21 protein-coding genes are annotated in these 26850 nt (G+C 72.2%); 3 read left to right on the top strand and 18 right to left on the bottom strand.

Translation table 11 applies throughout. The features are described from left to right. The first annotated feature begins 21 nt into the window (after window positions 1-21). Complete coding sequence (locus tag VNG13_06960) at window positions 22-4503, top strand: DEAD/DEAH box helicase (protein ID HVA60261.1); 4482 nt, start codon at window positions 22-24, stop codon at window positions 4501-4503. A gap of 39 nt (window positions 4504-4542) precedes the next feature. Here VNG13_06960 and VNG13_06965 read toward each other — a convergent pair whose 3' ends face one another. From VNG13_06965 to thyX, 11 genes are all read right to left on the bottom strand, one after another. Continuing rightward, entirely contained in the window at window positions 4543-6396 is a 1854-nt protein-coding gene (locus VNG13_06965) for a sialidase family protein (GenBank protein ID HVA60262.1), read from the bottom strand. A gap of 92 nt (window positions 6397-6488) precedes the next feature. Continuing rightward, on the bottom strand, window positions 6489-7118 hold the full coding sequence (locus VNG13_06970; protein HVA60263.1) for a TetR/AcrR family transcriptional regulator: 630 nt from the start codon (window positions 7116-7118) through the stop codon (window positions 6489-6491). An 8-nt stretch (window positions 7119-7126) separates the two neighbouring features. Continuing rightward, the gene (locus VNG13_06975) at window positions 7127-7450 is read right to left on the bottom strand and encodes a helix-turn-helix transcriptional regulator (protein ID HVA60264.1); all 324 of its coding nucleotides are present in this window, start codon (window positions 7448-7450) and stop codon (window positions 7127-7129) included. A gap of 70 nt (window positions 7451-7520) precedes the next feature. Further along, window positions 7521-8783 carry a competence/damage-inducible protein A gene (locus VNG13_06980; GenBank protein ID HVA60265.1) on the bottom strand — a complete coding sequence of 421 codons (1263 nt, stop codon included), beginning with the start codon at window positions 8781-8783 and terminating at the stop codon, window positions 7521-7523. Further along, window positions 8780-9439 (bottom strand): CDP-diacylglycerol--glycerol-3-phosphate 3-phosphatidyltransferase, encoded by a 660-nt coding sequence (gene pgsA, locus VNG13_06985; GenBank protein ID HVA60266.1) that lies wholly within the window; start codon window positions 9437-9439, stop codon window positions 8780-8782. Before pgsA ends, VNG13_06980 begins: the two co-directional genes overlap by 4 nt. Continuing rightward, the gene (gene rimO, locus VNG13_06990; protein HVA60267.1) at window positions 9439-10797 is read right to left on the bottom strand and encodes a 30S ribosomal protein S12 methylthiotransferase RimO; all 1359 of its coding nucleotides are present in this window, start codon (window positions 10795-10797) and stop codon (window positions 9439-9441) included. Before rimO ends, pgsA begins: the two co-directional genes overlap by 1 nt. A 7-nt stretch (window positions 10798-10804) precedes the next feature. Then, on the bottom strand, window positions 10805-11596 hold the full coding sequence (locus tag VNG13_06995; GenBank protein HVA60268.1) for a RodZ domain-containing protein: 792 nt from the start codon (window positions 11594-11596) through the stop codon (window positions 10805-10807). A 97-nt stretch (window positions 11597-11693) separates the two neighbouring features. Continuing rightward, on the bottom strand, window positions 11694-14189 hold the full coding sequence (locus VNG13_07000) for a DNA translocase FtsK (GenBank protein ID HVA60269.1): 2496 nt from the start codon (window positions 14187-14189) through the stop codon (window positions 11694-11696). A 317-nt stretch (window positions 14190-14506) separates the two neighbouring features. Beyond that, the gene (locus VNG13_07005; GenBank protein HVA60270.1) at window positions 14507-16192 is read right to left on the bottom strand and encodes a ribonuclease J; all 1686 of its coding nucleotides are present in this window, start codon (window positions 16190-16192) and stop codon (window positions 14507-14509) included. After that, a complete protein-coding gene (gene dapA / locus VNG13_07010) occupies window positions 16189-17088 on the bottom strand; it encodes a 4-hydroxy-tetrahydrodipicolinate synthase (protein ID HVA60271.1) in 900 nt (299 codons plus the stop codon). Before dapA ends, VNG13_07005 begins: the two co-directional genes overlap by 4 nt. 87 nt (window positions 17089-17175) lie before the next feature. Continuing rightward, window positions 17176-17889 (bottom strand): FAD-dependent thymidylate synthase, encoded by a 714-nt coding sequence (thyX, locus tag VNG13_07015; protein ID HVA60272.1) that lies wholly within the window; start codon window positions 17887-17889, stop codon window positions 17176-17178. Between the two features lie 136 nt (window positions 17890-18025). On the opposite strand from thyX, the gene VNG13_07020 reads away from it, so the two are divergent. Further along, the gene (locus VNG13_07020) at window positions 18026-18508 is read left to right on the top strand and encodes a GNAT family N-acetyltransferase (GenBank protein ID HVA60273.1); all 483 of its coding nucleotides are present in this window, start codon (window positions 18026-18028) and stop codon (window positions 18506-18508) included. A gap of 25 nt (window positions 18509-18533) precedes the next feature. Here VNG13_07020 and VNG13_07025 read toward each other — a convergent pair whose 3' ends face one another. Then, window positions 18534-19352 (bottom strand): FTR1 family protein, encoded by an 819-nt coding sequence (locus VNG13_07025; GenBank protein ID HVA60274.1) that lies wholly within the window; start codon window positions 19350-19352, stop codon window positions 18534-18536. 23 nt (window positions 19353-19375) lie between these two features. Between VNG13_07025 and VNG13_07030 the strand changes: the two genes are divergently transcribed. Continuing rightward, window positions 19376-20089, top strand: coding sequence for a metal-dependent transcriptional regulator (locus VNG13_07030; protein ID HVA60275.1), 714 nt, complete (start codon window positions 19376-19378; stop codon window positions 20087-20089). Here VNG13_07030 and dapB read toward each other — a convergent pair. From dapB to truB, 6 genes are all read right to left on the bottom strand, one after another. Further along, on the bottom strand, window positions 20086-20823 hold the full coding sequence (dapB, locus tag VNG13_07035; GenBank protein ID HVA60276.1) for a 4-hydroxy-tetrahydrodipicolinate reductase: 738 nt from the start codon (window positions 20821-20823) through the stop codon (window positions 20086-20088). The two genes, VNG13_07030 and dapB, sit on opposite strands and share 4 nt — an antisense overlap. Next, complete coding sequence (locus VNG13_07040) at window positions 20824-22170, bottom strand: pitrilysin family protein (GenBank protein ID HVA60277.1); 1347 nt, start codon at window positions 22168-22170, stop codon at window positions 20824-20826. Beyond that, window positions 22171-24396 carry a polyribonucleotide nucleotidyltransferase gene (locus tag VNG13_07045; GenBank protein ID HVA60278.1) on the bottom strand — a complete coding sequence of 742 codons (2226 nt, stop codon included), beginning with the start codon at window positions 24394-24396 and terminating at the stop codon, window positions 22171-22173. 202 nt (window positions 24397-24598) lie between these two features. After that, window positions 24599-24868: a 30S ribosomal protein S15 gene (rpsO, locus tag VNG13_07050; protein HVA60279.1), complete on the bottom strand. Its 270-nt coding sequence runs from the start codon at window positions 24866-24868 to the stop codon at window positions 24599-24601. A 94-nt stretch (window positions 24869-24962) separates the two neighbouring features. Then, complete coding sequence (locus VNG13_07055; GenBank protein ID HVA60280.1) at window positions 24963-25949, bottom strand: bifunctional riboflavin kinase/FAD synthetase; 987 nt, start codon at window positions 25947-25949, stop codon at window positions 24963-24965. A 2-nt stretch (window positions 25950-25951) separates the two neighbouring features. After that, window positions 25952-26848, bottom strand: coding sequence for a tRNA pseudouridine(55) synthase TruB (gene truB / locus VNG13_07060; protein ID HVA60281.1), 897 nt, complete (start codon window positions 26846-26848; stop codon window positions 25952-25954). Window positions 26849-26850 lie beyond the last annotated feature (2 nt).

Consider the following 26850-nt stretch of genomic DNA (forward strand, 5'->3'; position numbering starts at 1 on the left):
CTACGGGGACACAATCAGCGGATGCCGTCCCCGGACCGTTTCTCCCCCGCCACTCGGGCCTGGTTCGACGCGTCGTTCGCCGCGCCGACACCGGCCCAGGTCGGCGCCTGGGCGGCGCTCGCGGATGACGAGGACGTCCTGGTCGTCGCCCCCACCGGGTCCGGGAAGACCCTCGCCGCATTCCTCGACGCCCTGGACCGGATCACCACCTCCCCGCCGCCGAAGGACAGCCGACACCGCTGCCGGGTTCTGTACGTGTCCCCGCTCAAGGCGCTGGCCGTCGACATCGAGCGCAACCTTCGATCCCCACTGGCCGGGATCCGCGGCCAGGCCGCCCGACTTGGCCTGCCGATGCCCGACGTGGCGGTCACCGTCCGCTCGGGCGACACGCCACCGCAGGAGCGACGCCGGTTCGCCACCCGGCCGCCGGACATCCTGATCACCACGCCGGAGTCGCTGTTTCTTGTGCTCACCTCCCGGGCCCGCGAGCAACTGGCCGGGGTCGGGACCGTCATCGTGGACGAGATCCACTCGTTGATTTCGACTAAACGAGGCTCCCACCTCGCACTGTCCCTCGAACGGCTCGACGCGCTCCTCGACCGGCCGGCCCGTCGGATCGGGCTGTCCGCGACGGTCCGGCCGCCGGAGGAGGTGGCGACGTTCCTCGGGGGCACCCGCCCGGTGCGCGTCGTCGCGCCGACGTCGGCGAAGGCCATCGAGGTGAAGGTGGTGGTGCCCGTCGAGGACATGGCCGAGCCGGGCGCCGATGCGGACGCGGCCGCCGACCCGCGAACCGGATCGATCTGGCCGGCGGTCGAGGCCCGGGTGCTCGATCTCGTCCTCGATCACCGGTCGACGATCGTGTTCGCGAATTCCCGCCGGCTGGCCGAGCGGCTCGCCGGCCGCCTCGACGACCTCGCCGCGGAGCGGGAGCTGACCGGGCCGGTCGCGGCGGCGCACCACGGCTCGGTGAGCCGGGAGGAGCGCTCCCGGATCGAGGAGTCGCTCAAGGCCGGCCGGCTGCCCGCGGTCGTGGCGACGTCGTCCCTGGAGCTGGGCATCGACATGGGTGCGGTCGACCTGGTCGTCCAGGTCGAGTCCCCGCCCTCGGTGGCCGCGGGCCTGCAACGGATCGGCCGGGCCGGTCACCAGGTCGGCGCGGTCTCCCGGGGGGTGATCTTCCCGAAGTACCGCGGCGATCTGCTCTGCGCCGCCGTCGTGGCGGAGCGGATGAACGCCGGCGCCATCGAGGAGCTCCGCTACCCGCGCAACCCGCTCGACGTGCTGGCCCAGCAGATCGTCGCGATGGTGGCGATGGAGCCGTGGCCGGTGGACGACCTGCTCGCCCTGGCCCGGCGCGCCGCGCCGTTCCGGGAGCTTCCGACCTCCGCGTTCGAGGCCGTTCTGGACATGCTCGCCGGTCGCTACCCGAGCGACGAGTTCGCCGAGCTACGGCCGCGGCTGGTGTGGGACCGGGTGGGCGGCGTGCTGTCCGGACGGCCGGGCGCCCAACGGCTAGCCGTGACGTCCGGCGGCACGATCCCCGATCGGGGCCTGTTCGGCGTGTTCCTCGTCGGGGGTGCCGACGGTACCGGTTCCCGCCGGGTCGGCGAGCTCGACGAGGAGATGGTGTACGAGTCCCGGGTGGGCGAGGTGTTCACCCTCGGTGCGTCGTCGTGGCGGATCGAGGACATCACCCATGACCGGGTGCTCGTCTCGCCGGCGCCCGGGCAACCCGGGAAGCTCCCGTTCTGGCACGGTGACACCCTCGGCCGCCCGATGGAGCTGGGGCGTGCGCTCGGCGCGTTCGTCCGGGAAACCTCCGCGCTGCCGGCGGCGCAGGCGAGGCTCCGGTTGGCCGCCGCGGGTCTGGACGGCTGGGCGGCGGAGAACCTGCTCGGCTACCTCGCCGAACAGCGGAGCGCGGCCGGCCACCTGCCGGACGACCGGACGATCGTCGTCGAGCGGTTCCGCGACGAGCTGGGCGACTGGCGGATCGCCGTGCACTCGCCGTTCGGCGCCAAGGTGCACGCGCCCTGGGCGCTGGCGCTGGCCGCCCGGCTGCGCGAATCCTCCGGCCTGGACGTCCAGGCGATGCACACCGACGACGGGATCGTGCTGCGACTGCCGGACACCGACGACGCCCCGCCGTCCGGTCTCGCGGTGTTCGAGGCGGAGGAGGTGGAGGCGCTCGTTAGAGCCGAAGTCGGCGGCTCGGCACTGTTCGCGAGCCGTTTCCGGGAATGCGCCGCACGCTCCCTGCTCCTCCCACGCCGCCGGCCCGATCGGCGGACACCGTTGTGGCAGCAGCGGCAGCGGGCCGCCCAGTTGCTCGCGGTGGCCAGCCGATTCGGCTCGTTCCCGGTGGTGCTCGAAACGATGCGCGAGTGCCTCCAGGACGTGTACGACCTGCCGGGGCTGGTCGGGCTGATGCGGGAGATCGCCGGCCGCAAGGTCCGCGTCGTCGAGGTCGAGACCGAGGTGCCGTCCCCGTTCGCCCGGTCCCTGCTCTTCGGCTACGTCGCGGCCTTCATGTACGAGGGGGACGCGCCGCTCGCCGAGCGCCGGGCGGCCGCGTTGTCGTTGGATTCCAGCCTGCTCGCCGAGCTGCTCGGGCAGGCCGAGCTTCGCGAGCTCATCGACCCGGCGGCGCTGGAATCGCTCGAGGCCGAGCTGGCGTGGCTGACCCCCCAGCGACTCGTCCGCGACAGCGAGGGCGCCGCCGATCTGCTGCGGGTGCTCGGCGACCTAGCCGCGGCCGAGGCGGCCCTGCGCGGTGTTCAGCCCGACTGGCTGCTCACCCTCGAGGAGACCCGCCGGGCGATCCGGGTGCGCATCGCCGGCGAGGAGCGCTGGGCGCCGATCGAGGACGCCGGCCGGTTGCGGGACGCCCTCGGGACGCCGCTGCCGGTCGGGGTACCGGCGGCCTTCCTCGAGCCGGTGGCCGATCCCTGGGCCGAGCTCGTGGCGCGATACGCGCGAACCCATGGGCCGTTCCGCGCCGGCGATATCGCGGCGCGCTACGGGGTCGGCACGGCGGTGACCGGCGACGCGCTGTCCCGGCTGGCCGCTGCCGGCCGGGTGGTGCGCGGCGAGTTCCGGCCGGACGGGGCCGGGGTCGAGTGGTGCGACGCCGCGGTGCTGCGCGGACTCCGCCGGCGCTCGCTGGCCCGGCTCCGACAGGAGGTGGAGCCGGTCCCGGCCACCGCGCTCGCCCGGTTCCTTCCGGCCTGGCAGCAACTCGCCAGCGCGGCCGGACGGGGCCCGGAGACGCTGCTGCGGGTAATCGAAAACCTCCAGGGTTACCCGCTGCCCGCGTCCGGGCTCGAGTCCGCGGTGTTGCCCGCCCGCGTCAGCGACTACCACCCGGCCATGCTCGACGAGCTGTGCGCGGCGGGCGAGGTGGTCTGGATCGGACGCGGCGCGTTGCCCGGCGCGGACGGCTGGATCACCCTGTTGCGCAGCGACACCGCGGCCCTGCTTGCCGGGGCCCCCGGGCTCGACGAGGGCGCACCGACCCCGATGCACGCCGCGGTCCTCGAGGCACTGTCCGGCGGGGCGGCGCTGTTCTATCGGGCGCTGGCCGAACGGGTCGGCGGCGACGAGCCCGCGTTGCTCGGCGCGCTGTGGGACCTCGTGTGGGCCGGGCGGGTGACCAACGACACGCTGGCCCCGCTGCGGGCCCTGCTCGCCGGGGCGGGGGGGTCCGCAGCCCGGGCCCGGACCCGGGGCGGCGGGCGACGCCGACCGGCGCTGCCGTTGCGCTCCGGACCGCCGGCGGCCGCCGGACGCTGGTCACTGGTCCCGGCACCGGCGGGCGATCCGACCCGCAGGCTGCATGCCCTGGCCGAAACCCTGCTCGACCGGTACGGGGTCGTCACCCGCGGCGCGGTCGCCGCCGAGCATGTTCCGGGCGGCTTCGCCGCGATCTACCGGGTGCTCAGCGGATTCGAGGCCGCCGGCCGAGCCCGGCGCGGCTACTTCGTCGAGGGCCTGGGTGCCGCGCAGTTCGCCGCCCCCGGTGCGGTGGATCAGCTCCGCGCGCTGGCCGCAGGGGCCGGCGGGGAGGATCCGTGGCAGCCGCCGGTACCGGGCGGCTGGGCCGCCACCGGCTGGGCCGAGCAGCGCCGTCGCCGGGAGCGCTCCGGCGCCCTGGTCCTGGCCGCCACCGACCCGGCCCAGCCCTACGGCGCCGCCCTGCCCTGGCCGAAGGGCACCGGGCATCGACCCGGCCGCAAGGCGGGGGCGATCGTCGTCGTGGTCGACGGGACGCTGGCGCTCTACGTCGAGCGCGGCGGGAAGACGTTGCTGTCCTTCAGCGACGCCGCACAGGTGCTCACCCCGGCGGCGGACGCGCTCGCGCTGGCCGTCCGGGAGGGGGTCCTCGGCCGGCTGGCCGTGGAGCGGGCCGACGGGAGCCCGGTCGTCGACTCCCCGCTCGCCGCGGCGCTGGAGTCGGCGGGTTTCCGACCGACTCCGCGGGGGCTGCGGATGCGGGCCTGACCGGCCACCCGACGGCGACCCCGTCTCGCTGACCTCCCGCTAGCCCGCGGCCGAGCCGCCCCTCGAGGAACGACGCCGAGCGCGAAGCAGCAGTCCCGCCACGGCCAGCGCGAGCAGTCCCGCGATCGCGGCGCCCGGACCGGTTCCCGTGCTCGGCAGGCTGCCCACGGCCGGGCTCACCCGCGGCGGGGTGGTCGGCGCGCGCGGAGAGCCAGGATTGGAGACCGCCACCGCGGCGATCTTGCCGCAGCCGGTGATCGTTTCGCCCTGCAGGCCGACCCCGCCGTTCTGGCAGGCGAAATAGACGTGGGTCTTCTGGCAGGAGGCGGTCGCGGTCGGTCCCGACCGGCAGCTGCCGGTCCAGGAGTCATGCGCATCGGTCCAGGCGATCCGCGCGCCACCGTCCGGTCCGACCGCGACCCCTAGGTCGTCGTAGAGGATCCGGTCGGCCCCCCAGTTGTTGGCCCCGCTGAGCGGGGTGCCGCAGGAGATTCCGGTCGTGCAGTAGTCGCCGAAATAGATCGCATGGTCGGAGACCCGGGTGTTCGTCCAGCTGGTTCCGTGGTCGAGCGACTGAGCCATGTCGACGTTCCACAGCGCGGTCGGCGGGGCCGCGGCCGGCTTGTTGAAGCTGCCGACCCCCTCGACGTAGGGGGTCACGTAGTAGGCGACGTCGACCCCACCGTTGCCGCCGGCGGCGACCCACGGGGCGTAGTGCGTACCGGTGCCGTCCGGCGTCACCCGGTGGTTGACCCAGGTGGCTCCGCCGTCGGTGCTGGTCGCGAGATAGACGTCGTACTCGGCCTTGCTCCCGTCACTGACCGCACGCCGCGCGTAGGCAACGTAGATGTTGCCCGCATCGTCGCTGGCGACCGAGTTGAACAGCTCGCTGACGTCCTGGCAGGTGCCGACCGGTGGGTTGGTCACCACGCTCGGCGGCGGCGCCGGCGGGTTCGGGTCGCACGGATCGTTGAATACCGCCTGTGACGTCCAGGTGCTCCCGCCGTCGTCGGAGTAGGAGACGAAGATGTGGTCGAACGGCTGGAACTGCGAGTAGTTGCACCCGGTCGTCGCGTTGATCGCCGGGTCGCTGGTCGACCACACGGCGAACACCCGGCCGGCATGGGGGCCGCCCTGGGCTACCGCGATCCCACCTGGGATCGAGTTGCACGCCGAGGTGAGCTGGGCGGCGGAGCCCGGTTGCTCGACGTTGACCGGTGTCGTGCTCCAGGTCGCCCCACCGTCCGTGCTCTTCGTGAGCCACACGTTGGACGCGCAGAAATCGTGGTGCTCGGCGTAGATGGCGGTGTTCTTCGTGGCGACGGCCGTATTGCGGTCCGCCGGCGGGGTGTAGGCGGCGATCCACGGCCGGTCGACCTGGCAGGGCTGGCAGGCGGCGTCCTGGGCACCGGTCCAGTGGCCGCCCTGGTCGATCGTGGTGGCCGCCCGGATCTCGATTGCGCCGCAACTCCCCGGGCCCAGCTGGGCGAAGAAAACGCCGTTCGCGCCGGCCGGGCCGGCCGCCAGGTCCCGTCCCGTCGACGGGTAACTGACGTGCGCGAATGCGACATCGCCGTCGTTGGAGTGGCCCTTGTCCGGGTAGACGTACCGGGAGAAGGTCCGTGCGTCCCGGGTCGTGACCACCGGTGAGTCAGTGGCCAGGGCGATCTGCCAGGTCACGTAGGTGAGCCCGGTCTGGTCCACGGTGACCTGCGGCTCGTTCTGACCGAAAGACGCGCCGTCGGCGGCATCGGCACGCACGCTCGGCGTGAACGTGGGTCCCTGCGCGCCGCTCGCCGCGAGCGAGGCCGCGCCCAGCGGCTGAGCCAGGGTGAGCCCGAGCGCCAGCGGGACCGCCAGTGCTAGCACGTGGCGACGTTTCAACCTGGCCATGTCGGACACCGTCCATTCCGGTTCGGGGCGCCAGCGGCGCTCCGAACCGGCAGGAAACCACACCCCACCGACACATTCCAGGCAGGTTGCCCCTATTCGGGCGTGGGGCGCCTCGGCAGACCGGCGGCGAGGACCTCGGCACCGACCGCAACCGTGTGTCCGGAGCCGGGCGCCGCCGCATGGCTACTCACCCAGCGCACCACCGTGTCCACGCTTCCCGCGCCGGCGTCACGACCGGCAGCGTTCAGCAAGTCCGCGGCGGCGGAGCGCACGCTGCGCCACGTTCCCCCATCTCCCGGGGTCAGGAATGCGGCAAGCACCGCCGGCTCCTCGGTGGCGACCCGGCGCAGCGCCGGGTGACCCCCGACCCGGTCGGCGGCGAAAACGAGCGCCTCGGCAAGGTTGGTTCGGGCCAGCGCGGCGCACTCGTGACCGAGGTCAAGCACCGCCGCGTCGAGGGCCGCCCGGTAGACGTCGCCCTTGGTCCGGAAGTGGTTGTAGACAGTCGCCTTGGCGATCCCGGCGAGGGCGGCGATGTCGCCCATGGTCGTTCGCCGGCTGCCGTACTTCTCGACGGCACGGGCGGCACCGTCCAGCACGGCCGCCCGGGTTCGACCCATCGCATTGCCCGCGCGGCTTCGGGTGCCCCGGGCCCGGAGCGGTGCAGCCGACGGGTCAGCGACCGGCCCGCCGGTCGGGACGTGGCTGAGATCGGCCGACACGGCGACGGTCAGGCCGCGACGGCTGCGACGGAGGCGACCGGGCTGCCCACCGGCTGCCCGTCCGGCTGCCTCGCCGAGACCGGGACGCACGCCGGGGGTTCGGCGGCCGCGACCGCCTGGCCGACCTCGAAGAGCAGGTCGGACAGGCGGACCCCGAGGGCACCGCAAATGGCCGCCAGCAGCTCTGAGGACGGCTCCTTCTGACCGCGCTCCACCTCGGAGAGGTAGCCGAGAGAGATGCGCGCAACGGTCGAGACCTCACGCAGCGTCCGGGCCTGCTCCTGGCGGTGGCGACGGAGCGCGTCACCGAGCAGGCGGCGGAGCAGGATCATCGGCCGCTCCCTCCTCCCGCGCAGAACCGAAACCATAACGCTACCGGGCCCCGGAACCGTCCCCACCGCGTCACCGGCCGGGATGCGCCGCCGGGCGGGTCAGCTCGCGGCGCAGCAGGTCGAGGGCCGCGATCGCGGCGTAGCGACGAACCCGCGCCCGATCGCCGGGCAGGCGTAACTCCCGGACTTCCCCGGCCTCCGGTCCGGCGAGCCCGATGTACACCGTGCCCGGCGGGCGTCCGTCTTGCGGGTCGGGCCCGGCCACCCCGGTCAGGGCGAGCCCGTAGGTGGCGGAGAGGCGATCCCGGACACCCGCGGCCATCGCCGCGGCGACCTGCGGGCTCACCGGGCCGTGGGCGTCGAGCAGCGGCTGCGGGACCCCGGCCAGACCGGCCTTGAGATCGGTGGCATAGACGATGAAGCCGCCCCGGAAGGTCTGCGACGCACCCGGTGCATCGGTGAGCAGGGCGCCCAGCAGGCCGCCGGTGAGCGACTCGGCGACCGCCACGGTTGCGGCGCGGCCGCGCAGCGCTGCGTGCACCACCCCCTCGAGGGTGTCGTCGTCGGCCCCGTACACGGCATCGCCGAGCGCCGCACGGACCCGGATCTCGACCGGTGCGATCAACCGCTGGGCCTCCTCCCGGGTCCCCGCCTTCGCGGTGATCCGGACCCGGACCTGGCCGCCACCGGCGAGGTAGGCGAGTGTCGGGTTCCCCGCCGGCTCGAGCTCGCGGTCGAGGTCGCCGAGCAACTCCGCGACGGCGGATTCGTAACGGCCGACGGTGCGCAGGGTTCGCGAGACGATGGCCGCCGGCTGCCCCCGGCTCAGCAGGTCGGGACGCACCGAAGCGAGGAACATCGCCTCCATCTCGTGCGGCACCCCAGGTAGCGCGTACACGACGCCGCCGAGCAACTCGAGTCGGACCCCGGGCGCGGTGCCCGCGGCGTTCGGCAGCGCGGTCGCACCGGTCGGGAGGTCCGCCTGCGACAGGTTCATTTCCGGCATGACCCGGCCGAGGGCGGCGTAGCGACCGCGCAGCTCATCCGCCAGCCGCTCGTCGCGGAACAGAGCGACCCCGGCCGCGCTGGCCAGGCCGAGCCGGGTCAGATCGTCTTGGGTCGGCCCCAGCCCGCCCGTGCAGAGCACGGCATCCGCCCGGCCGAGTCCAGCGGAGACGGCCTCGGCGATCCGGGCGGCGTTGTCGCCGACGACGACGCTCGTCGTGACGTCCACGCCGATCTCGGCCAGCCGCCGCCCCAGCCACGCTGCGTTCGTATTTGTGAGGTCGCCGAGCAGCAGCTCCGTCCCGATGGCCAGGAGTTCGACCCTCACCGGTGGGCCGCCTCCGACGCTTCCTGCGGGCCGGGCCGTCGGGACGGCGCCCGGCCGGCTCGGCGCAGTGTGCTGGCACGGGCGACGTAGTCCAGGCCGGTGAGGAGAGTCAGCCCGACCGCCACCGCCATCAGCCAGAACCGCAGCGAACCCAGCGCCCCGGACAGCGGCAGGATGTAGAGCCCGATCGCCATCGACTGCAGCAGCGTCTTGACCTTGCCGCCCCGGCTCGCCGGGATCACCCCGTGCCGGATCACGACGAACCGCAACACGGTGACCCCGATTTCGCGAGCCAACACCAGCCCGGTCACCCACCAGGGCAAGTCCCCCAGGGTCGACAGGCCGAGCAAGGCGGCTCCGATCAGCGCCTTGTCCGCGATCGGGTCCGCGATCTTGCCCACCTCGGTGACCAAGCCCCGGCTGCGGGCCAGCGCCCCGTCGACCCGGTCGGTGATCGAGGCGACGGCGAACACGGCGAAGGCGGCGCTGCGCCAGCCCGTCGCCCGCTCGCCACCGGCGGCGAGGAAACCGGCGAAGACAGGGACGAGCAGCAACCTCAGTAGGGTCAGCCCGTTGGCGATGTTCGCGACGCCGGCGCCGCTGGCGGGCGCTGCCGCCGGGTCAGGTGCGGCGGCAAGCGGGCCACCGGGGCGCATCAGTGGCTCCCACCGGCGCCGAGCGGCCGAGCCACCAGGTCCACCCCACCGCTTGCGACTACCCGCGCCCGGACCAGATCTCCGACCGCGAATCCGGTGCCGAGCAACGTCGTGGAACCGTCCACATCCGGGGCCTGGTGGTCGGCGTGACCCTCTGCGGTGTCGGTAGCGACCGACTCGACGAGCACGTTGACGACGTCGCCGACCCGGTCCTCGGCCCGTTGCGCGGTGAGTTGCTCGGCGAGGCCACCCACGCGTTCGAGGCGCCGGAGCCGGGTCTCCGCCCGCACCTTCCGGTCGAGCCCGGCGGCCTCGGTGCCGTCCTCGTCGCTGTAGCCGAAGACTCCGACCGCATCGAGCCGGGCCTCGACCAGGAAGCGGGTCAGGACACCGACATCGGCCCGGGTCTCACCGGGGAAGCCGACGATGAAGTTGGAGCGGATCCCGGGGTTCGGCGCCAGCGAGCGGATCCGGCCGATCAGTTCCAGGAAGCGCTCGGCATCGCCGAAGCGACGCATCCGGCGCAGCACGTCCGCACTTGCGTGCTGAAACGACAGGTCGAAGTACGCGGCCACCCCAGGCGTCGTCGCCAGCACCTCGATCAGCCCGGGCCGCACCTCCGCCGGCTGCAGGTAGACCACCCGAACCCGTCGGACACCGGGCACCACGGCCAGCCGCGGAAGCAGCCGCTCCAGGGACCGCAGGTCCCCCAGATCCTTGCCGTACGACGTGGAGTTCTCGCTGACCAGGACCAGTTCCCGCACCCCTTGGCCGGCCAGCCACTCGGCCTCGGCCAGAACGTCCTCGGGCAACCGGGACACGAAGGACCCTCGAAACGACGGGATCGCGCAGAAGCTGCATCGACGGTCGCAGCCGGACGCCAGCTTCAGCGGCGCGACCGGGCCGTTGTCGAGCCGCTCGCGCGGGACCGGCGGTCCCGATGCCGGCCAGGACGCCTTCGGGACGACCGGCAACAACCGACGGTCGGCCGGCCGATGCGGGGGAATCGGACGACCGGCAAAGACGTCGTCCAGCCGGGCAGCGATGTCCGGGTAGGCGTCGAAGCCGAGCACCGCGTCCGCCTCCGGCAGCGCGTCCGCGAGCTGGGCGCCGTAGCGTTCGGCTAGGCAGCCGACCGCGACGACCTTGCGGCGGCCATCGGCAACCGCGAGCACCGAGTCGATCGAGTCCTTCTTCGCCGCGTCGATGAACCCGCAGGTGTTGACCACCACGGCGTCGGCACGGTCCGGATCGTCGGACAGCTGCCAGCCGGCTGCCGCGAGCCGCCCGGCTAGTTCCTCGGAGTCGACGTCGGCGCGACCGCAACCGACGGTGACGAACGTGACCGACCGGGTCACCCGGCGACTACCCGGCGCCGGTCTGCGCGGTCGGATCCCCGGGGGTAAAGGTATGCCGGTAGACGACGCCCCCACTCGACGACGACGGCGAGTGCAGGTCGTGACCGTTGACGATGAGGTCGACGACCGGCGCATTGCCGACGACCAGGGCGAGCGACTGCGGGTCGGTGAACAGTTTGGTCTGCCCGGGATTCACCAGGCCCTGGAACAGCGACGTGCCGGCGGAGTTGGTCACGCTCAACCAGGTTGTTCCGGTGAGGGCACGAAGTTCGATTGTGACGACGTTCGGATTGATCTGGGCCAGGGCTCCCGCCCCGGCCGGAGTCGGCTGGGCGCTCGCCGGGGGGGCGACCGTTTCGGTCGGGGTCGGGGGCGGGTTGGGCAGTCCGCTGCTGGCCAAGAGCGGCTTGTTGGTGTTGTGGCTGATCAGGTCGGCCGCCGCGAAGGCGATGATGAACAGCAGGCAGATCACCGCGGCCGCAGTCCAGTTGGGCTGCCGGCGGCGGCTGCGATGTTCGATTTCGGGGTCGAACGGCTGGATGGCCAGCGGAACGACCCCGCCGGGCGGCCCGCCTTGGCGTTTGTCGTAGTCGGCGATCAGCGGCTCGGGCTCCAGTCCCACGCTGTGCGCGATGCTGCGGATGTGGCCACGGGCATACACCGCGCCGCCACAGGGACCGAACTCGTCGGACTCGATCGCCCGGATCAGGGTGCCCCGGATCCTGGTCTGCCGGCTGACATCCTCGACCGTCAGCCCGCACTCCTCCCGCGCCTGGCTGAGCTGCTGTCCGATGGACATTGTGGGGAAGATCCTCCGACACTCGAGCGGCATCGCGCGGCGGACGCGGTCCGGCCCCGTGAGTCTAGAGCGGAATCCGATCTGTCGACAAAGCGGCTCAGTCGCTCGCGCGCAGGGTGAGCAGAATCGCGTCGAGCTCGTCCGGGCGGACGAGGACGTCCCGCGCCTTGGATCCCTCCGACGGCCCCACGATGCCCCGGGACTCCATCAGGTCCATCAACCGCCCGGCCTTGGCGAAGCCGACGCGCAGTTTGCGCTGGAGCATCGAGGTGGACCCGAACTGGGTCGTGACCACCAACTCGACCGCCTGACAGAGCAGGTCGAGGTCGTCGCCGATCTCCTCGTCGGCGTCCCGGCGGGTCTCATGACCGGCCAGGACTTCGGGGCGGTACTCCGGTTGGGCCTGGGCGGTGCAGTGCTTGACCACCGCGGCGATCTCGAGTTCGGAGACGAACGCGCCTTGCAGACGCACCGGCTTGCTCGCACCCATCGGGAGGAACAGGGCGTCGCCGAGCCCGACCAGCTTCTCCGCGCCCGGCTGGTCGAGGATGACCCGGCTGTCGGCGAGGCTCGCGGTGGCGAAGGACAGCCGGCTCGGGACGTTGGCCTTGATCAGGCCGGTGACGACGTCCACACTGGGCCGCTGCGTGGCGAGCACCAGATGGATGCCGGCGGCCCGGGCCAGCTGAGTGATCCGGACCACCGCGTCCTCGACGTCACGCGGTGCCACCATCATGAGGTCGGCGAGCTCGTCGACGATGACCAGGATGTACGGGTAGGGCGTGTACACCCGCTCCGACCCGAGCGGAGCGCTGATCCGACCGGACCGCACCGCCGCGTTGAACTCGTCGATGTGGCGCACACCGCTGGCCGCGAGGTCCTCGTATCGGAGGTCCATCTCCCGAACCACCCACTGCAGGGCTTCGGCTGCCTTCTTCGGGTTGGTGATGATCGGCGTGACCAGGTGCGGGATGCCCTGGTAATGGGTCAGCTCGACCCGCTTCGGGTCGATGAGCACCAGCCGGACGTCGTCCGGAGTCGCCCGGGACAGCACGGAGGTGATCAGGGTGTTTATGCAGGTCGACTTGCCGGCACCGGTCGCCCCGGCGACGAGGATGTGCGGCATCTTCGCCAGGTTGGCGACGATGAACCCGCCTTCGACGTCCTTGCCGAGGCCGACGAGCAACGGGTGATGATCCGCACCGGCTGCCGCGGAGCGCAGCACGTCGCCGAGGCTGACCAACTCTCGATCGGAGTTCGGGATCTCGATACCGATCGCCGACTTGCCCGGAATCGGGCTGATGATCCGCACGTCGGCGCTGGCCACGGCGTAGGCGATGTTCCGCGACAGTGCCGTGATCCGCTCCACCTTGACCGCCGGGCCGAGCTCGATCTCGTACCGGGTGACGGTTGGGCCACGGCTGAATCCCGTGACCGCGGCGTCCACCTCGAACTCGGTGAAGACGCCGGTCAGGGCCTCGATCACCGTCTCGTTCGCCTTGCTCCGGGCCCGCGGAGCACTGCCGGCTCGCAGCAGGGTGGCCGGCGGAAGCGCGTAACCACCGGCCAGGGCGAGTTGCTCGGCCCGAGCCGGCGGGGGCGTGTGCCCGGACGGGACGGGGCGCGGGATCAGCACCGGGGCGGTGTCCGCGAACGGGTCCGCACCGTCCGGGCCGGGCCCGGCATCGTCATGCGACAGGCCGGCGCGCTGTTCACCGGGCTCGGTGGCCGCCATCGAGCCCTGCCGGCGCCGGGAGGGACGGCGCAGCCGCGGCGGGGCGGTCGCGCTCGGCTCGGCTGCTGCCTGCGCTGCCGGCTGGGCACGGTCTCGATGTAGCCGGGTCCGAAGCGCGCGGAGCCGCACGGGCACGGTGTGCAGCGGGGTGCCGGTCGCCACGAGCAGGCCGAACAGGGCAAGCAGCCCGAGGAGCGGGGCCGCGACGTAGCCGGTCAGGGCGCTGGCCAGGGGGGCGCCGGCGAGCAGCCCAAGCAGACCACCGGCGCCGGCCCGGCCGTGCGGATCGGTGGGCGCGCCATGGGCGAGATGAAGTAGGCCGAGCACACCGAGGCCGGTGAGCAGGAGCCCCAGGGTGAGCCGACCCCGGGCGCCCGCGTCGGTCGGCCGGCGCAGCAGCCGCCAGCCGGCCGCGCCGAACAGGACCGGGAGCGCCAACGCGCCGGAGCCGACGGCGAAGCGCCCGGTGGCCGCCACCGCGGCGCCGACCGGACCAGCCCCGTGAAACCACAGCCCGACCATGGTGACGACGCCGGCGCCGAGGGCCGCCAGGCCGAGCCCGTCCCGGCGATGCGCGGGATCCAGGTCGTGCGCGCCGTGACCGACATGGCGGACAGCCGCTCCGAGCGCATGCGCCGTGAGCAGCCAGATGCCGGCGAGCATCCGCCACAGCGCGCGGGCGAGCCGGACGCCGAGCCCGGGGCGCCGGCTGGCGGGTCGCCGCCTGGCGGGTCGCCGCTGCCCGGGCGAACGGGTGCGTGGCTTCGCGCGGGATTGTGATTTCGCGCGGGGCGCCGACCGACGCGCCGGCGCCGGTCGACCGGCGGGCACTCGGGTGCGGGTCACGGTCCCAGCCATTGGGCCAGCCTAGCGGCTGGGTCTCACCAGCCCCGCCCGTCACAGCAGCGACACGCGTTTCAGCTTGCGGTGAGCCCGCCCCGTTCCGACGGGAGACGCCCCGCGTCGAAGCGTCCGGGGCCGGGGCTCGCCAGGCTTCCGGCGTCCCGGCGGGACACCCGGCGGAAGGTCGGTGCGGTCAGGCCTGCGGCAAGAGCGACGTGGATCGCGGCCTCATTGCCTTGGAGCGGCCACAAGCGCTCGGCCGGCTGGTAGCTGAGGATCTGACGGCAGCCAAGGGCACCGAGGCACTGCGCGATTCCAGCCAGTTTGCTTGCTCACAACTCGATGACGACCGGGATGATCATGGGCCGGCGGCGATAGGTGTCGTGGACCCACTTCCCGACCGTGCGCCGGACGATCTGCTGGAGCCCGATCGCATCGGCGACCCCCTGCGCGGCGGCCGCTTCGAGCGCGTCCTCGATCCGGGGCCGAACTCCGTCAAAGGCTGCGGAGTCCTCGTTGAAACCCCGGGCGAAGATTTCCGGGCCGCCCGACACCTTGCCGGTCACCGAGTCCATGACGACGACGATCGTGACGAAACCTTCGTCGCCAAGAATCCGGCGATCCTTGAGCGAGGCCTCTCCGACGTCACCCACGGCGAGCCCGTCGACGTAGACGTAGCCGCACGGCACCTTGCCGACGATCGACGCCACGCCATCGACGAGGTCGACGACCACGCCGTCGTCGGCGAGCACGATGCGCTCCGGTGGCACCCCGCTCGCGGTCGCGAGGGCGGCATGAGCTCGCAGGTGCCGCCACTCACCGTGGATTGGCATGACGTTCGAGGGCCGGGTGATGTTGAGGACGTAGAGCAGCTCGCCGGCCGGCGCGTGGCCGGACACGTGGACCAGCGCGACTGTCTTGTGGATGACCGAAGCGCCCCACCGGGCCAGGCCGTTGACGACGCGGTACACCGCCGCCTCGTTTCCGGGGACCAGCGACGATGCGAGCACCACCGTGTCCCCGACCTCGATCCGCACCGGGTGGTCCCGGTTAGCCATCCGCGAAAGGGCGGACAGGGGCTCGCCCTGCGAGCCGGTCGAGATCAGCACGACCGATGCCGGATCGAGCTCATCGACCTCACGTGCGTCGACGATCAGGTCCGGCGGCACGCTGAGGTACCCGAGGTCCCGGGCGATTCCCATATTGCGCACCATCGACCGGCCGATGAAGGCCACCCGGCGCCCGTGCAACGCGGCGGCGTCGAGCACCTGCTGCACTCGGTGCACGTGGCTCGCGAAGCAGGCGACGATGACCCGCCGACGTGCGGCCCGGAGCACCTCGTCGAGGACCGGCCGGATCTCGCGCTCGCTGGTGACGAACCCGGGGATCTCGGCGTTGGTGCTGTCGCTCATCAGCAGGTCCACGCCCTCCCGGCCGAGCCTGCCGAAACCGCCGAGGTCGGTGAGCCGGCCGTCCAGGGGCAGCTGGTCCATCTTGAAGTCACCGGTGTGCAGCACGAGCCCGGCCGCCGTCCGGATCGAGACCGCCAGCGCGTCCGGAATCGAGTGGTTGACCGCGAAGAACTCGCACTCGAACGGCCCGAAGCGGACGACGTCACCCTCGGCGACCACCCGCGCTTCGGGCACGATCCGATGCTCGGTGAGCTTTCCCCGGAGGAAGGCGAGCGTGAGCTTGGAGCCGACGATCGGCAGGCCCCGACGCTCCCGGAGCAGGTACGGCACGCCACCGATGTGGTCCTCGTGGCCGTGCGTGACGATGACCGCCTCGACATCGGCCAACCGGTCTCGGATGTAACCGAAGTCGGGAAGGATGAGGTCTACTCCGGGCTGCTCGTCCTCCGGGAACAGCACGCCGCAGTCGACGATCAGCAGCCGGCCGGCGTGCTCGAAGACCGTCATGTTGCGGCCGATCTCCCCGAGCCCGCCCAGCGCAACGATGCGCAGGCCGCCCGTCGGCAGAGCAGGTGGCGCTCCCAGCTCGGGGTGCGGGTGGCTCACCGCTGCGCCGCCGAACCGGGAACCTCGACGCCGGCGGCCAGCAGGTCCAACCGCAGAAGGTCGATCTCCGACTCGGTCGCGTCGACCAGCGGCGGGCGCACCGGGCCGGCCGGCTGGCCGAGCAGCGTCAGAGCCGCCTTGGCGAGGATTGCCCCCTGGGTTCGGAACATGCCGGTGTAGATCGGCAGGAGCTCCCGGTGGATGTTCGCGGCCCGGGTGAATTCCCCGGCCCCGAAGGCCGAAACCAGTTCGACCAACCGGCCCGCGACCACATGCCCGACGACGCTGACACAGCCGACCGCCCCGATTGAGAGCAGCGGCAGGTTGAGCACATCGGTTCCGGAGTAGTACGCGAGGGACGAGCGGGCAAGCACCCAAGACGACGCCTCGAGGTCATCCTTCGCATCCTTGACCGCCACGATCCGCTCGTGCTCCCCAAGGCGGACCAGGGTGTCGGTCGCGACCGCGACGCCGGTGCGTCCGGGGATGTCGTAGATCATGACCGGCAGCCCGGTTGCATCGGCGATCGTCGTGAAGTGCTGGTACAGCCCGGCCTGCGGGGGCTTGTTGTAGTAGGGCGCGACGACGAGAAGTCCGTGCGCGCCGGCCTTCTCCATCAGCCGGGCCTGCGCGACGCTGTGCGCGGTGTCGTTCGTGCCCGCGCCGGCGACGACCTGAGCCCGGTCGCCCACCGCCTCGACGACGGCGCGGACCAGCCGCTCTTTCTCCGCGTCTGTCGTGGCCGGCGACTCACCGGTCGTACCGTTGAGAACGATCCCGTCGTTGCCGGCGTCCACCAACCAGCCGGCCAGCCGTACGGCACCGTCGAGGTCAAGGGCGCCGTCCGGCGTGAACGGGGTGATCATGGCCGTCAGAACGCGGCCGAAGACGGTCATGGCCCCCACGCTACCGAGTCCGACCCGGAAGCCCCCAAGCCGCGGGGCCGCGATTCGGTTGCCGGTAACCGACGGCGACCGCAGGCGCTAGGGGGCGACCCGACCGCAGGCGCAGAACGAGGCGTAGGTGAGTGGCATGTGCGCCGCGAAGATCTGCTCGATCTGCTCGGCGACCATCTCGATCTCCCGTTGCGGGAAGGACGGGAAGGTCGCGTCCGGGCTGCTCATCCGCAGCGACAGGAAGTTCATGATCGCCCGGGCGTTCCCGGTCGCATACATGGAGGAGTAGGTGGACACCGGCAGCACGGCTCGCGCAACCTCACGGGCGACCCCGGCCTCGAGCATCTCCTCGTAGGCCGCGTAGGCGGTGCGGCAGACATGCTCGATCGCCTCACGGGTGATCTTGTACTGCTCGGCCGAGCCGGGGACGAAGTTGTACGCGCCGGCCTTGCCCTCCTGCACCAGGTGTCGGTTCTCGTCAGGCACGTAGAACACGGGCTCAAGCCGCCGGTAGCGGCCCGACTCCTCGTTGTAGCTGAAGGTGCGGTGCCGCATGAACTCGCGGAACACGAAGATCGGGGCGCTGACCCGAAAAGTGAAGGTCGAATGCTCGAACGGGGATCCGTGCCGGGAGCGCATGAGGTAGCGGATCAGGCCGGCGGATCGTTCCGGGTCCTCATGCACCGCCTCGATCGAGGCCTCACCGGCGGTGGAGACCCGGGCCGCCCAGACCACGTCCGAGTCCCCGGCGCTCGCCTTGACCAGCTCGACCCCGACGTCGCTGCGAAAGCGTGGATCCATGCTCACCGTCGCGACGATAGCCGGATCGCCCGCGCCCGCCTGCACGCCACGCCCGTGACCGGTTGGCCTCCCATGCCGCTCGCGCCAGCCGGCCCGGCGGCACCCTGATCGTCGACGACGACTAGCCTCACCTGTCGTGCCCGACGCCACGGTCCGGCCCGCCCGTCCGGCCGACGCCGAGGCGATGTGCGCGGTCCAGCTGCGATCCTGGGCCGGCCTCGACCTAGACCCGACCGAGGTAACCATCCGCTGGCGGGAGGCCGTCGCGGCACCCCCGTCGCCGAGGCACCGGGTGCTCGTAGCGCTCGAAGGTGTGGACGTCGTCGGGTTCGCCGCCTTCGGACCCGCCCTCGACGAGGATCTCGACCCTGCCACGGTCGCCGAGCTCTACATCCTGGTCGTGGATCCGGACCGCCGGGGGGCCGGCCACGGAAGCCGGCTGCTCGCCGCGTCGATCGAGCTGCTGCGAACCGAGGGCGTGATCACTGCGGTCAGCTGGCTGCGCGCCGGGGAGACCGGGTTCGCCGAGCAGACCGGGTGGGCCGCCGACGGAGCGCGACGTGAAGTACAAGCCAACCCTCCGTTGGCGCAGGTCCGGCTGCACACGGCGCTGCTTTGAGTAGCGCTTGGCTCCTTCGCGCGGGTCAGGCCCCGCTCGCCGCAGCCCGGGGCCGGCGCAGGAACAGGGCGACCACGACCGCCGCGTACCCGGCGTAAGTGAGGACCTGTAGCAAGGTCGGCGACTCCGCGTAGCCGAAAAAGGAATGCAGGACGTCACCGAGGGTCGTGGTCTCGCGCAGCACGCTCCCGCTGTGCCAAAGCGGTCGGGTGAGGAACGGCAGCCAGCCCAGGCGTTGGAAGTTCTCCACGGCGTCGACGAGCAGGCCAGCGGCGAACAAGGTCAGCAGGGTGCCGACCGTGCTGAAGAACCGGGCGAGGTTGATCCGGTGACCTAGCCGGTAGATAACGAACGCGATCGCCAAGGCGACGAGCAGCCCGGCCAGGCCGCCGCCGAGCAACCGGGCCCGGCTGGTCGAGAAGGCGATCGCCAGGGTGAACACGGCGGTCTCGACGCCTTCGCGGCCGACCGCCTGGCCGGCGAGAACGGACAGCCCGATCCGCGTCCGCCCGCTCACCGCGCTGTCCACCCGGCCGCGGAGCTCGGCGGAAAGGTGCCGGGCGTGGCTTCGCATCCAGAACGTCATGTAGGTCAGGACGGCAGCCGCGCTCAGGTAGGTGCAGGCTTCGACGATCGACTGCACCCTGGTATCGGCGTAGGTGCGGATCGTGAGGTAGACGGCGACGCCGGCGAGGGCCGCCAGCCCGAGCGCCACCCCGACTCCGATCGCGATGTCGCGGAACAGATCCCGGCGCCCGATCCGGTTGAGGTAGGCGAGGATGATCGCGACGATCATGCTCGCCTCGACGCCCTCGCGAAGGAAGATCACGAAAGCGGCGACCATGCAACTTAGGGTAACCTAACTCGATGAGTAAGGGCATGGTGGCACCGGCGACGGCACTGGCACCGGCGCCGGCCAGCGCGACCGCCGGCGTCGCCCGCTACCTCGAGGCGATCTTCTACCTCCGCGCCGAGGGCCTGCCCCCGCGGCCAGCTCGGCTCGCGGACTGGCTCGGCGTGAGCGCGCCGACGGTGAGCGAGGCGGTTCGCCGGCTGGCCAGGGACGAGCTCGTCGAGGCCGCTCCGAACCAGCCCATCGAATTCACGGCCAAGGGAGCGGCGACCGCCGGAGCGGTCGTCCGCCGGCATCGGGTGCTCGAACGCTGGCTGACCGGCGAGCTGGGACTGGACTGGGTGACCGCCGACGAGGAGGCCCACCGACTGGCGAACGACGTCTCCGACCTCGTCCTGGAACGCCTGCATGAGCGGCTCGGCCGGCCCTCGACCTGCCCGCACGGCAACCCGATCCCGGGCGAACCCCAGCCCCGGCTCGATCTGGTCAACCTGCCTGACCTCGCGGTGGGCCGGCCGGCGACGGTGGTCCGGATCTCCGAGCTGGCCGAGCACGACGCGCCCCAGGTGCTCCGGCTCCTCCAGGCCCGCGGCCTGGTCCCGGGAGTTCGGGTGAAGTTGCGGGCGGCGCCGCCGGCCGCCGACGTCGTGGAGGTCGAGACCGGCGAGGCGAGCGTGCATCTTGCAACCCAGGTAGCCCGCGCGGTCTGGGTGACGACCTCGACCTAGAGGTCGAGGAGCGACTCCAGGCCCACGGTCAGCCCGGGGCGCCCGCCGACCGAACGGACGGCCAGCAGGACCCCCGGCATGAACGAGGCGCGGTCGAGCGAGTCGTGCCGGATGGTCAGGATCTCCCCCGCCGCCCCGAGCAGCACCTCCTGGTGCGCCACCAGGCCCGATAGCCGGATCGAGTGCACCGGCACCCCGTCGACCGTCGCGCCGCGCGCACCGGGCATGGCGTCGCCGGTCGCGTCCGGCGCGGGGCCGAGGCCGGCCGCCCGGCGGGCCTCGGCGACCAGCTCAGCCGTCCGGCGGGCGGTTCCGCTCGGGGCGTCCGCCTTCCCCGGGTGGTGCATTTCCACGATCTCCACGGACTCGTAGAACCGGGCGGCCTGCACCGCGAAGCTCATCATGAGCACCGCCCCGATCCCGAAATTCGGCGCTACGACCACCCCGAGACCGGGGGCCGCCTCGAGCCACGCGGCCAACTCCGCGAGCCGTTCGGCGCTGAACCCGGTGGTGCCGACGACGACATGCCGCCCCGCGTCCAAGCACCAGCGCAGGTTGTCCATGACCGCGTCCGGCTGGGTGAAGTCGACGATGACCTCACCGGCCCGGAGCGGGTCCCGGTCCTCCCCGACGTCGACGGCGGCGACGAGCTCGAGGTCGGCAGCGGCGTCCAGTGCCCGGCACACCTCGATGCCCATCCGCCCGCGGGCACCGAGCACGCCGACCCGAATCACCTAGGCCACCGCCGCGGTGAAGTCGTGCTGGTCGAACGGACCGATCACGGCCAGGCCCAGTGGGCGGGACAGGACGTCCCGCGCCACGTCGTGGACGTCCGCGGCGGTGACGCCCTCGATGTTCGCGAGGATCTCGTCCACCGTGCGGAGCTCGCCGTAGACCAGCTCGCTCTTGCCGAGGCGGCTCATCCGGGATCCGGTGTCCTCCAGTCCGAGCACGATGCCCCCGGCCAGCTGGCCCTTGCCCCGCGCGATCTCGTCGGCCGCCAGTCCGTTCCGGGCGACTCGTTCGAGCTCGGCGCGGCACAGGGCGAGAACCTGGTCGGCCTTGGCCGGTAGACAGCCGGCGTAGACACCGAATAGCCCGGTGTCGGCGTAGTGGGACGCGTAGCTGTAGACCGAGTACGCGAGTCCGCGCTTTTCCCGGATCTCCTGGAACAGCCGGGAGGACATCCCGCCACCCAGGGCACCGTTGAGCACGCCCAGCGCGAACCGGCGCGGATCCGTTCGGGGCAGGCCCTCGCCCCCGAGCAGCAGATTGGCCTGCTCGGTCGGTCGCCGGACCACCCGCACCGCCGGCCGGGTGCTCGGTGGCGCGACTCCGGCCCGCGGGAGTGCCGGCTCGGCCTCGGCGCCGTCGGCGAGCCCGGCCCGCTCGAAAGCCGCGCGGATCAGCTTGACCAACCGAGCATGGTCCAGGTGCCCGGCGGCGGCGGCCACCAGTTGCTCCGGGCGGTAGCGGCGCCGGTAATGCCCGGCGATCGCGGTCCGGCTCAGCTTGCCGATGCTCGCGACCGATCCGAGGACCGGGCGACCGAGCGGCGCATCTCCCCACACCGCGTCGGCGAACGCATCGTGCACCGCGTCCCCCGGGTCGTCCTCGTGCATGGCGATCTCTTCGAGGATGACCCCTCGCTCGGAATCGACGTCGGTGGCCCGAAGCAGGGACCCGACCACCATGTCGACAACCACGTCTACGGCGAGGGGCAGGTCGGCGTCGAGGACCCGCGCGTAGAAGCAGGTGTACTCCTTGCCGGTGAACGCGTTGAGCTCACCACCGACCGCGTCGAGGGCGGCCGAGATGTCGAGGGCGCTGCGCCGCCGGGTGCCCTTGAACAACAGGTGCTCGAGGTAGTGCGACGCCCCGGCCAACGCCGGGGTTTCATCCCGCGAGCCGACGCCGACCCACAGCCCGAACGCCACCGAGCGCACGCCGGGGACGGCCTCGGTGATCACCCGCACGCCGCTCGGTAGCAGGGTCCGCCGGATCAGGCCGCCCCCGGTGCCGGCGATCAGGGTCCGGGTGGTTCCGGGACGTTGGAACCCCGGACCCAGACTTGTCGCCACCTATTCGGCAGGCGCCGCGGCCGGCTCCTCGGCCGGTGCCGCGGCCGGTGCCGCGGCCGGCTCCTCGGCCGTCACCGGGACGAGCGAGAGCTTGCCACGGGGATCGATCTCGGCCACCTCGACCTGTACCTTGTCGCCCACCTTGAGCACGTCCTCGACGTTGTCCACCCGCTTACCGCCGGACAGTTTGCGCAGCTGCGACACGTGCAGCAGGCCGTCCTTGCCCGGGGTGAGCGAGACGAACGCGCCGAAGTTCGTGGTCTTGACCACCGTGCCCAGATAACGTTCGCCGACTTCCGGCATCGTCGGGTTGGCGATCGCATTGATCCGGGCCACCGCCGCCTCCGCCTTGGGCCCGTCGATCGCCCCGACGTAGATGGTGCCGTCGTCCTCGATCGTGATGTCGGCGCCGGTCTCTTCCTGGATCTGATTGATCATCTTGCCCTTCGGACCGATCACCTCGCCGATCTTGTCGACCGGGATGCGGATCGTCACGATGCGCGGGGCGAACGGCGACATCTCTGCCGGTCCGTCGATCGCTTCGTGCATCACGTCGAGGATGGTCATCCGGGCATCGTGTGCCTGCCGGAGCGCGGCGCCGAGCACCGACGCCGGAATCCCGGTGAGCTTGGTGTCGAGTTGAAGCGCGGTGACGAAATCGCGGGTGCCGGCGACCTTGAAGTCCATGTCCCCAAACGCGTCCTCCGCACCGAGGATGTCGGTCAGCGTCACGTACTCGCCGCCCTCATGCACCAGGCCCATCGCAATTCCCGCCACCGGAGCCGCCAGCGGGACACCCGCGTCGAGCAGCGAGAGCGTGGACGCGCACACCGAGCCCATCGAGGTCGACCCGTTCGAGCTGATCGCCTCGGAGACGACCCGGATCGCGTACGGGAACTCCTCCTTGGTCGGGAGCACCGGGAGCAGTGCACGCTCGGCGAGCGCGCCGTGCCCGATCTCGCGACGCTTCGGCGAGCCGACCCGGCCGGTCTCACCGGTCGAGTAGGGCGGGAAGTTGTAGTGGTGCAGGTAACGCTTGCGGTTCTCCGGCGACAACGTGTCGATCATCTGCTCCATCCGGGGCATGTTCAGCGTCGCCGCGTTGAGGATCTGCGTCTCGCCCCGCTCGAACAGGCTGGACCCGTGCGCCCGCGGGATCACCCCGACCTCCGCGGCGAGCTGGCGGATGTCCCCCGGCCCGCGGCCGTCGATCCGGACCTGCTCGCCGATGATCCGCTCACGGACGAGCTGCTTGGTGAGCGAACGGAAGGCCGGACCGATCTCCTTGTCACGCCCGTCGAAGTCGCCGATCACCTTCTCCTTGGCCAGCGCCTTCACCCGGTCCAGTTCGGTCTCACGGTCCTGCTTGTCGGCGATCGTCAGCGCCTTGGCCAGGTCGTCACGAACCGCGGAGCTGACCGCCTCGAAAACGTCGTCCTGGTAGTCCAGGTAGAGCGGGAACTCGCGGGTCGGCTTGGCCGCCCGGGACGCCAGATCGCTTTGCGCGGCGCAGAGCGCACGCAGGGCGGGCTTGGCGGCCTCGAGGCCGCTGGCCACCACGTCCTCGGTCGGGGCCGGCGCCCCGTCGCGGACCAGGGAGATCGTCGAGGTGGTCGCCTCCGCCTCGACCATCATGATCGCGACATCTCCGTCGTCGAGCGCCCGGCCCGCGACGATCATGTCGAAGGTCGCCCGCTGGAGCTCGTGGTGGCTGGGGAACGCCACCCATGCCCCATCGATGTGCGCGACGCGGACGCCGGCGATCGGCCCGGTGAAGGGCAGCCCCGCAAGCAAAGTCGAGCAGGCGGCGGCGTTGATCGCCAGCACGTCATAGAGGTGGTCCGGGTCGAGCGAGAGGATGGTCGCGACGACCTGGATCTCGTTGCGCAGCCCCTTGGCGAAGGACGGCCGCAGCGGCCGGTCGGTGAGCCGGCAGGTCAGGACGGCGTCCTCGCTGGGCCGACCCTCCCGGCGAAAGAACGAGCCCGGGATCTTCCCGGCCGCGTACATCCGCTCCTCGACGTCGACGGTCAGCGGGAAGAAGTCGAGATTCTCCTTCGGCGCCTTAGAGGCGGTCGTCGCCGAGAGCACCATAGTGTCGCCGAAGCGGACGACGACCGACCCGGCGGCCTGCTGGGCCAGCCGGCCGGTCTCGAAGCGGATCGTACGGGAGCCGAGCGGGGTTTCGACGATCGCTTCGGCGTGGTGGACACTTTCCTGGCCCATGGGCGCAACCTCCTGCGGTGGACGGAACCGCCGTGGCGCCTGCGGGTTGCGGGCCGGTCTTCGATCGAAGCGCCCGGGGGGTCACCCACCCGAGGGCCACTACCGAGGACCGGCGCTCGCCCCCTGTCGGCGGCGTTGCGAGCGGCTCCGGTGAGGACACCGGCCCGCGGTGCGGGCCGGCGGTACTACGTCGGACCCGCTGCTACCGGCGCAAGCCGAGACGCTCGATGAGCGCGCGGTAGCGGCTGATGTCCTTTTCCGACAGGTAGTGCAGCAGCCGGCGGCGGCGACCCACGAGCAGGAGCAACCCCCGGCGGCTGTGGTGATCGTGCTTGTGCAGCTTGAGATGCTCGGTGAGGTCGTTGATCCGCCGGGAGAGCATCGCGACCTGCACTTCGGGCGAGCCGGTGTCGTTCTCGACGGTGGCGTACTCGCGCATGATGTCCTGCTTGACGGCGGCGTCGAGAGGCACGGAACTCCTTTCGGGCGGTGCGGCTAGGTGCGACTAGGTCCGGCCGGGTGCGGCTGGGTGCGGCTCGGTACTTAGCACCCGAGCAGAACAGGGCTCACCCTCCGGCATGGTCGCCGGTGGGTGTCACGGTATCACCCGGCGGCCCGCGGCCCGCCCAGCCAAGTGCGTCCCGGGTCCGCGCGACATCGTCGTCGATCGCGGCCACCAGCGACTCGGCGGAGTCGAAGGTCCGGGTCTCCCGGAGCCGGGACACGAAGTCCAGAGCCACGTGCTCGCCGTAGACGTCGACCTCGACATCCAGCAGGTAGGCCTCGACCTTGCGCTCGCGACCCTGGAATGTCGGGTTGGTGCCGATCGAGATCGCCGCCGGCCAACGGTCGGCCCGGCGCCCGCACCAGCCCGCGTAGATCCCGTCAGCCGGCACCGCGGGGTAGGGCGTCAGCTCGACGTTGGCGGTCGGGAAACCCAGGCCGCGGCCGCGCCCGTCCCCGCGGACCACGATCCCCTCGATCCGGTGCGGGCGGCCGAGCGCTTCGGCGGCCGCGGTGACGTCCCCGGCGTCGACGCAGGCCCGCACGTAGGTCGAGGAGAGGGTCGTCTCGGCCTCCCCGGCCTGAAGGCCGACCCCGTCGACGCCGAACCCGAACCGGCGCCCGAGTTCAGTGAGCTGGGCAACGTCGCCGGCGGCCCGGTGCCCGAACCGGAAGTTCTCCCCCACGACGACAGCGGCGACGTGCAGATGCTCGACGAGCACCGTGTGGGCGAACTCAGCGGGCGAGAGCCGGGAGAACTCGAGGGTGAAGGGCAGGACGAGCAGCGCGTCGACGCCCAGCCCTTCGATCAGCTCCGCCCGGTGCCGGGGGGTGGTGAGCAGCGCCGGATGAGTGCCCGGTCGGACAACCTCGCTGGGGTGCGGATCGAAGGTGACCACCACGGTCGGCATGCCGGCCTTGCGGGCGCGGGCGACCGCCCGCTCGATGATGACCCGGTGCCCCCGGTGAACCCCGTCGAAGACGCCGATCGTGACTACGCAACGCCCCCAGCCGGGGGGCACCGAGTCGAGGCCTCGCCAGCGCTGCACGGCTAGAGGGTGCCAGAGCCGGCGAAGACGACGAGCGGACGGGCTGCCCCATCCCGGTCCGCGACCAGGGCGAGAACCGCCCCATCCGGGCCGAACACCCCGACCGGCCCGGGCCCGACCGGGGGGAGCGGGACCCCGTGCGAGATCAGCCGGGCGGCTTCCTCGTCGACGTCGACCCGCGGGAAGGTGGCCGCGACCACCTCGCCCAGCGGCAGGACCGAGAGCTCCGCGCCCAACGGGTGCGCCGCATCGAGCGTGAAGCCGGCCACCCGGGTCCGGCGCAGCGCGCTGAGGTGGCCACCGACCTCGAGGAGCACGCCGAGATCGCGGGCGATCGCCCGGATGTAGGTCCCGGTCGAGCAGTCCACCTCGAGGTCCAGCTCGGTGCTGTCCCCGTCGCGGCGCAACTCCCGCAGCTCGAGGCGGTGGACGGTGACCCGGCGGGCAGCCAGCTCGACCCGCTCACCGGCCCGGGCCCGCGCGTAGGCCGGCCGACCGGCGAGCTTGACCGCGCTGAACGCCGGTGGGACCTGCTCGATCGGCCCGGTGAGCCGGGCCAGCGCCGAACCGATCGCCGCCTCGCTCACCGCTCCGGCCGGCTTGATCTCGACGACCTCGCCCTCGGCGTCGTCGGTGGTCGTCGACGCCCCGAGGCGAACCGTGGCGGTATACGACTTGTCGGCGGCCGCGAGATGGCCGAGCAGCCGGGTCGCCCGGCCGATCCCGACCAGCAGGACCCCCGTCGCCATCGGGTCCAGCGTGCCGCCATGGCCGACCCGGCGGGTGCCCGCAAGCCGGCGGATCCGGGCGACCACGTCATGGGAGGTGCAGCCGGCAGGCTTGTCCACCACGACCAGACCGTCGATCACCGGTCCCCCGCCATCGCCGGACGCGGGCAGGA

The sequence above is a fragment of the Mycobacteriales bacterium genome (genome assembly GCA_035533475.1).
Lineage (GTDB): Bacteria > Actinomycetota > Actinomycetes > DATLTS01 > DATLTS01 > DATLTS01.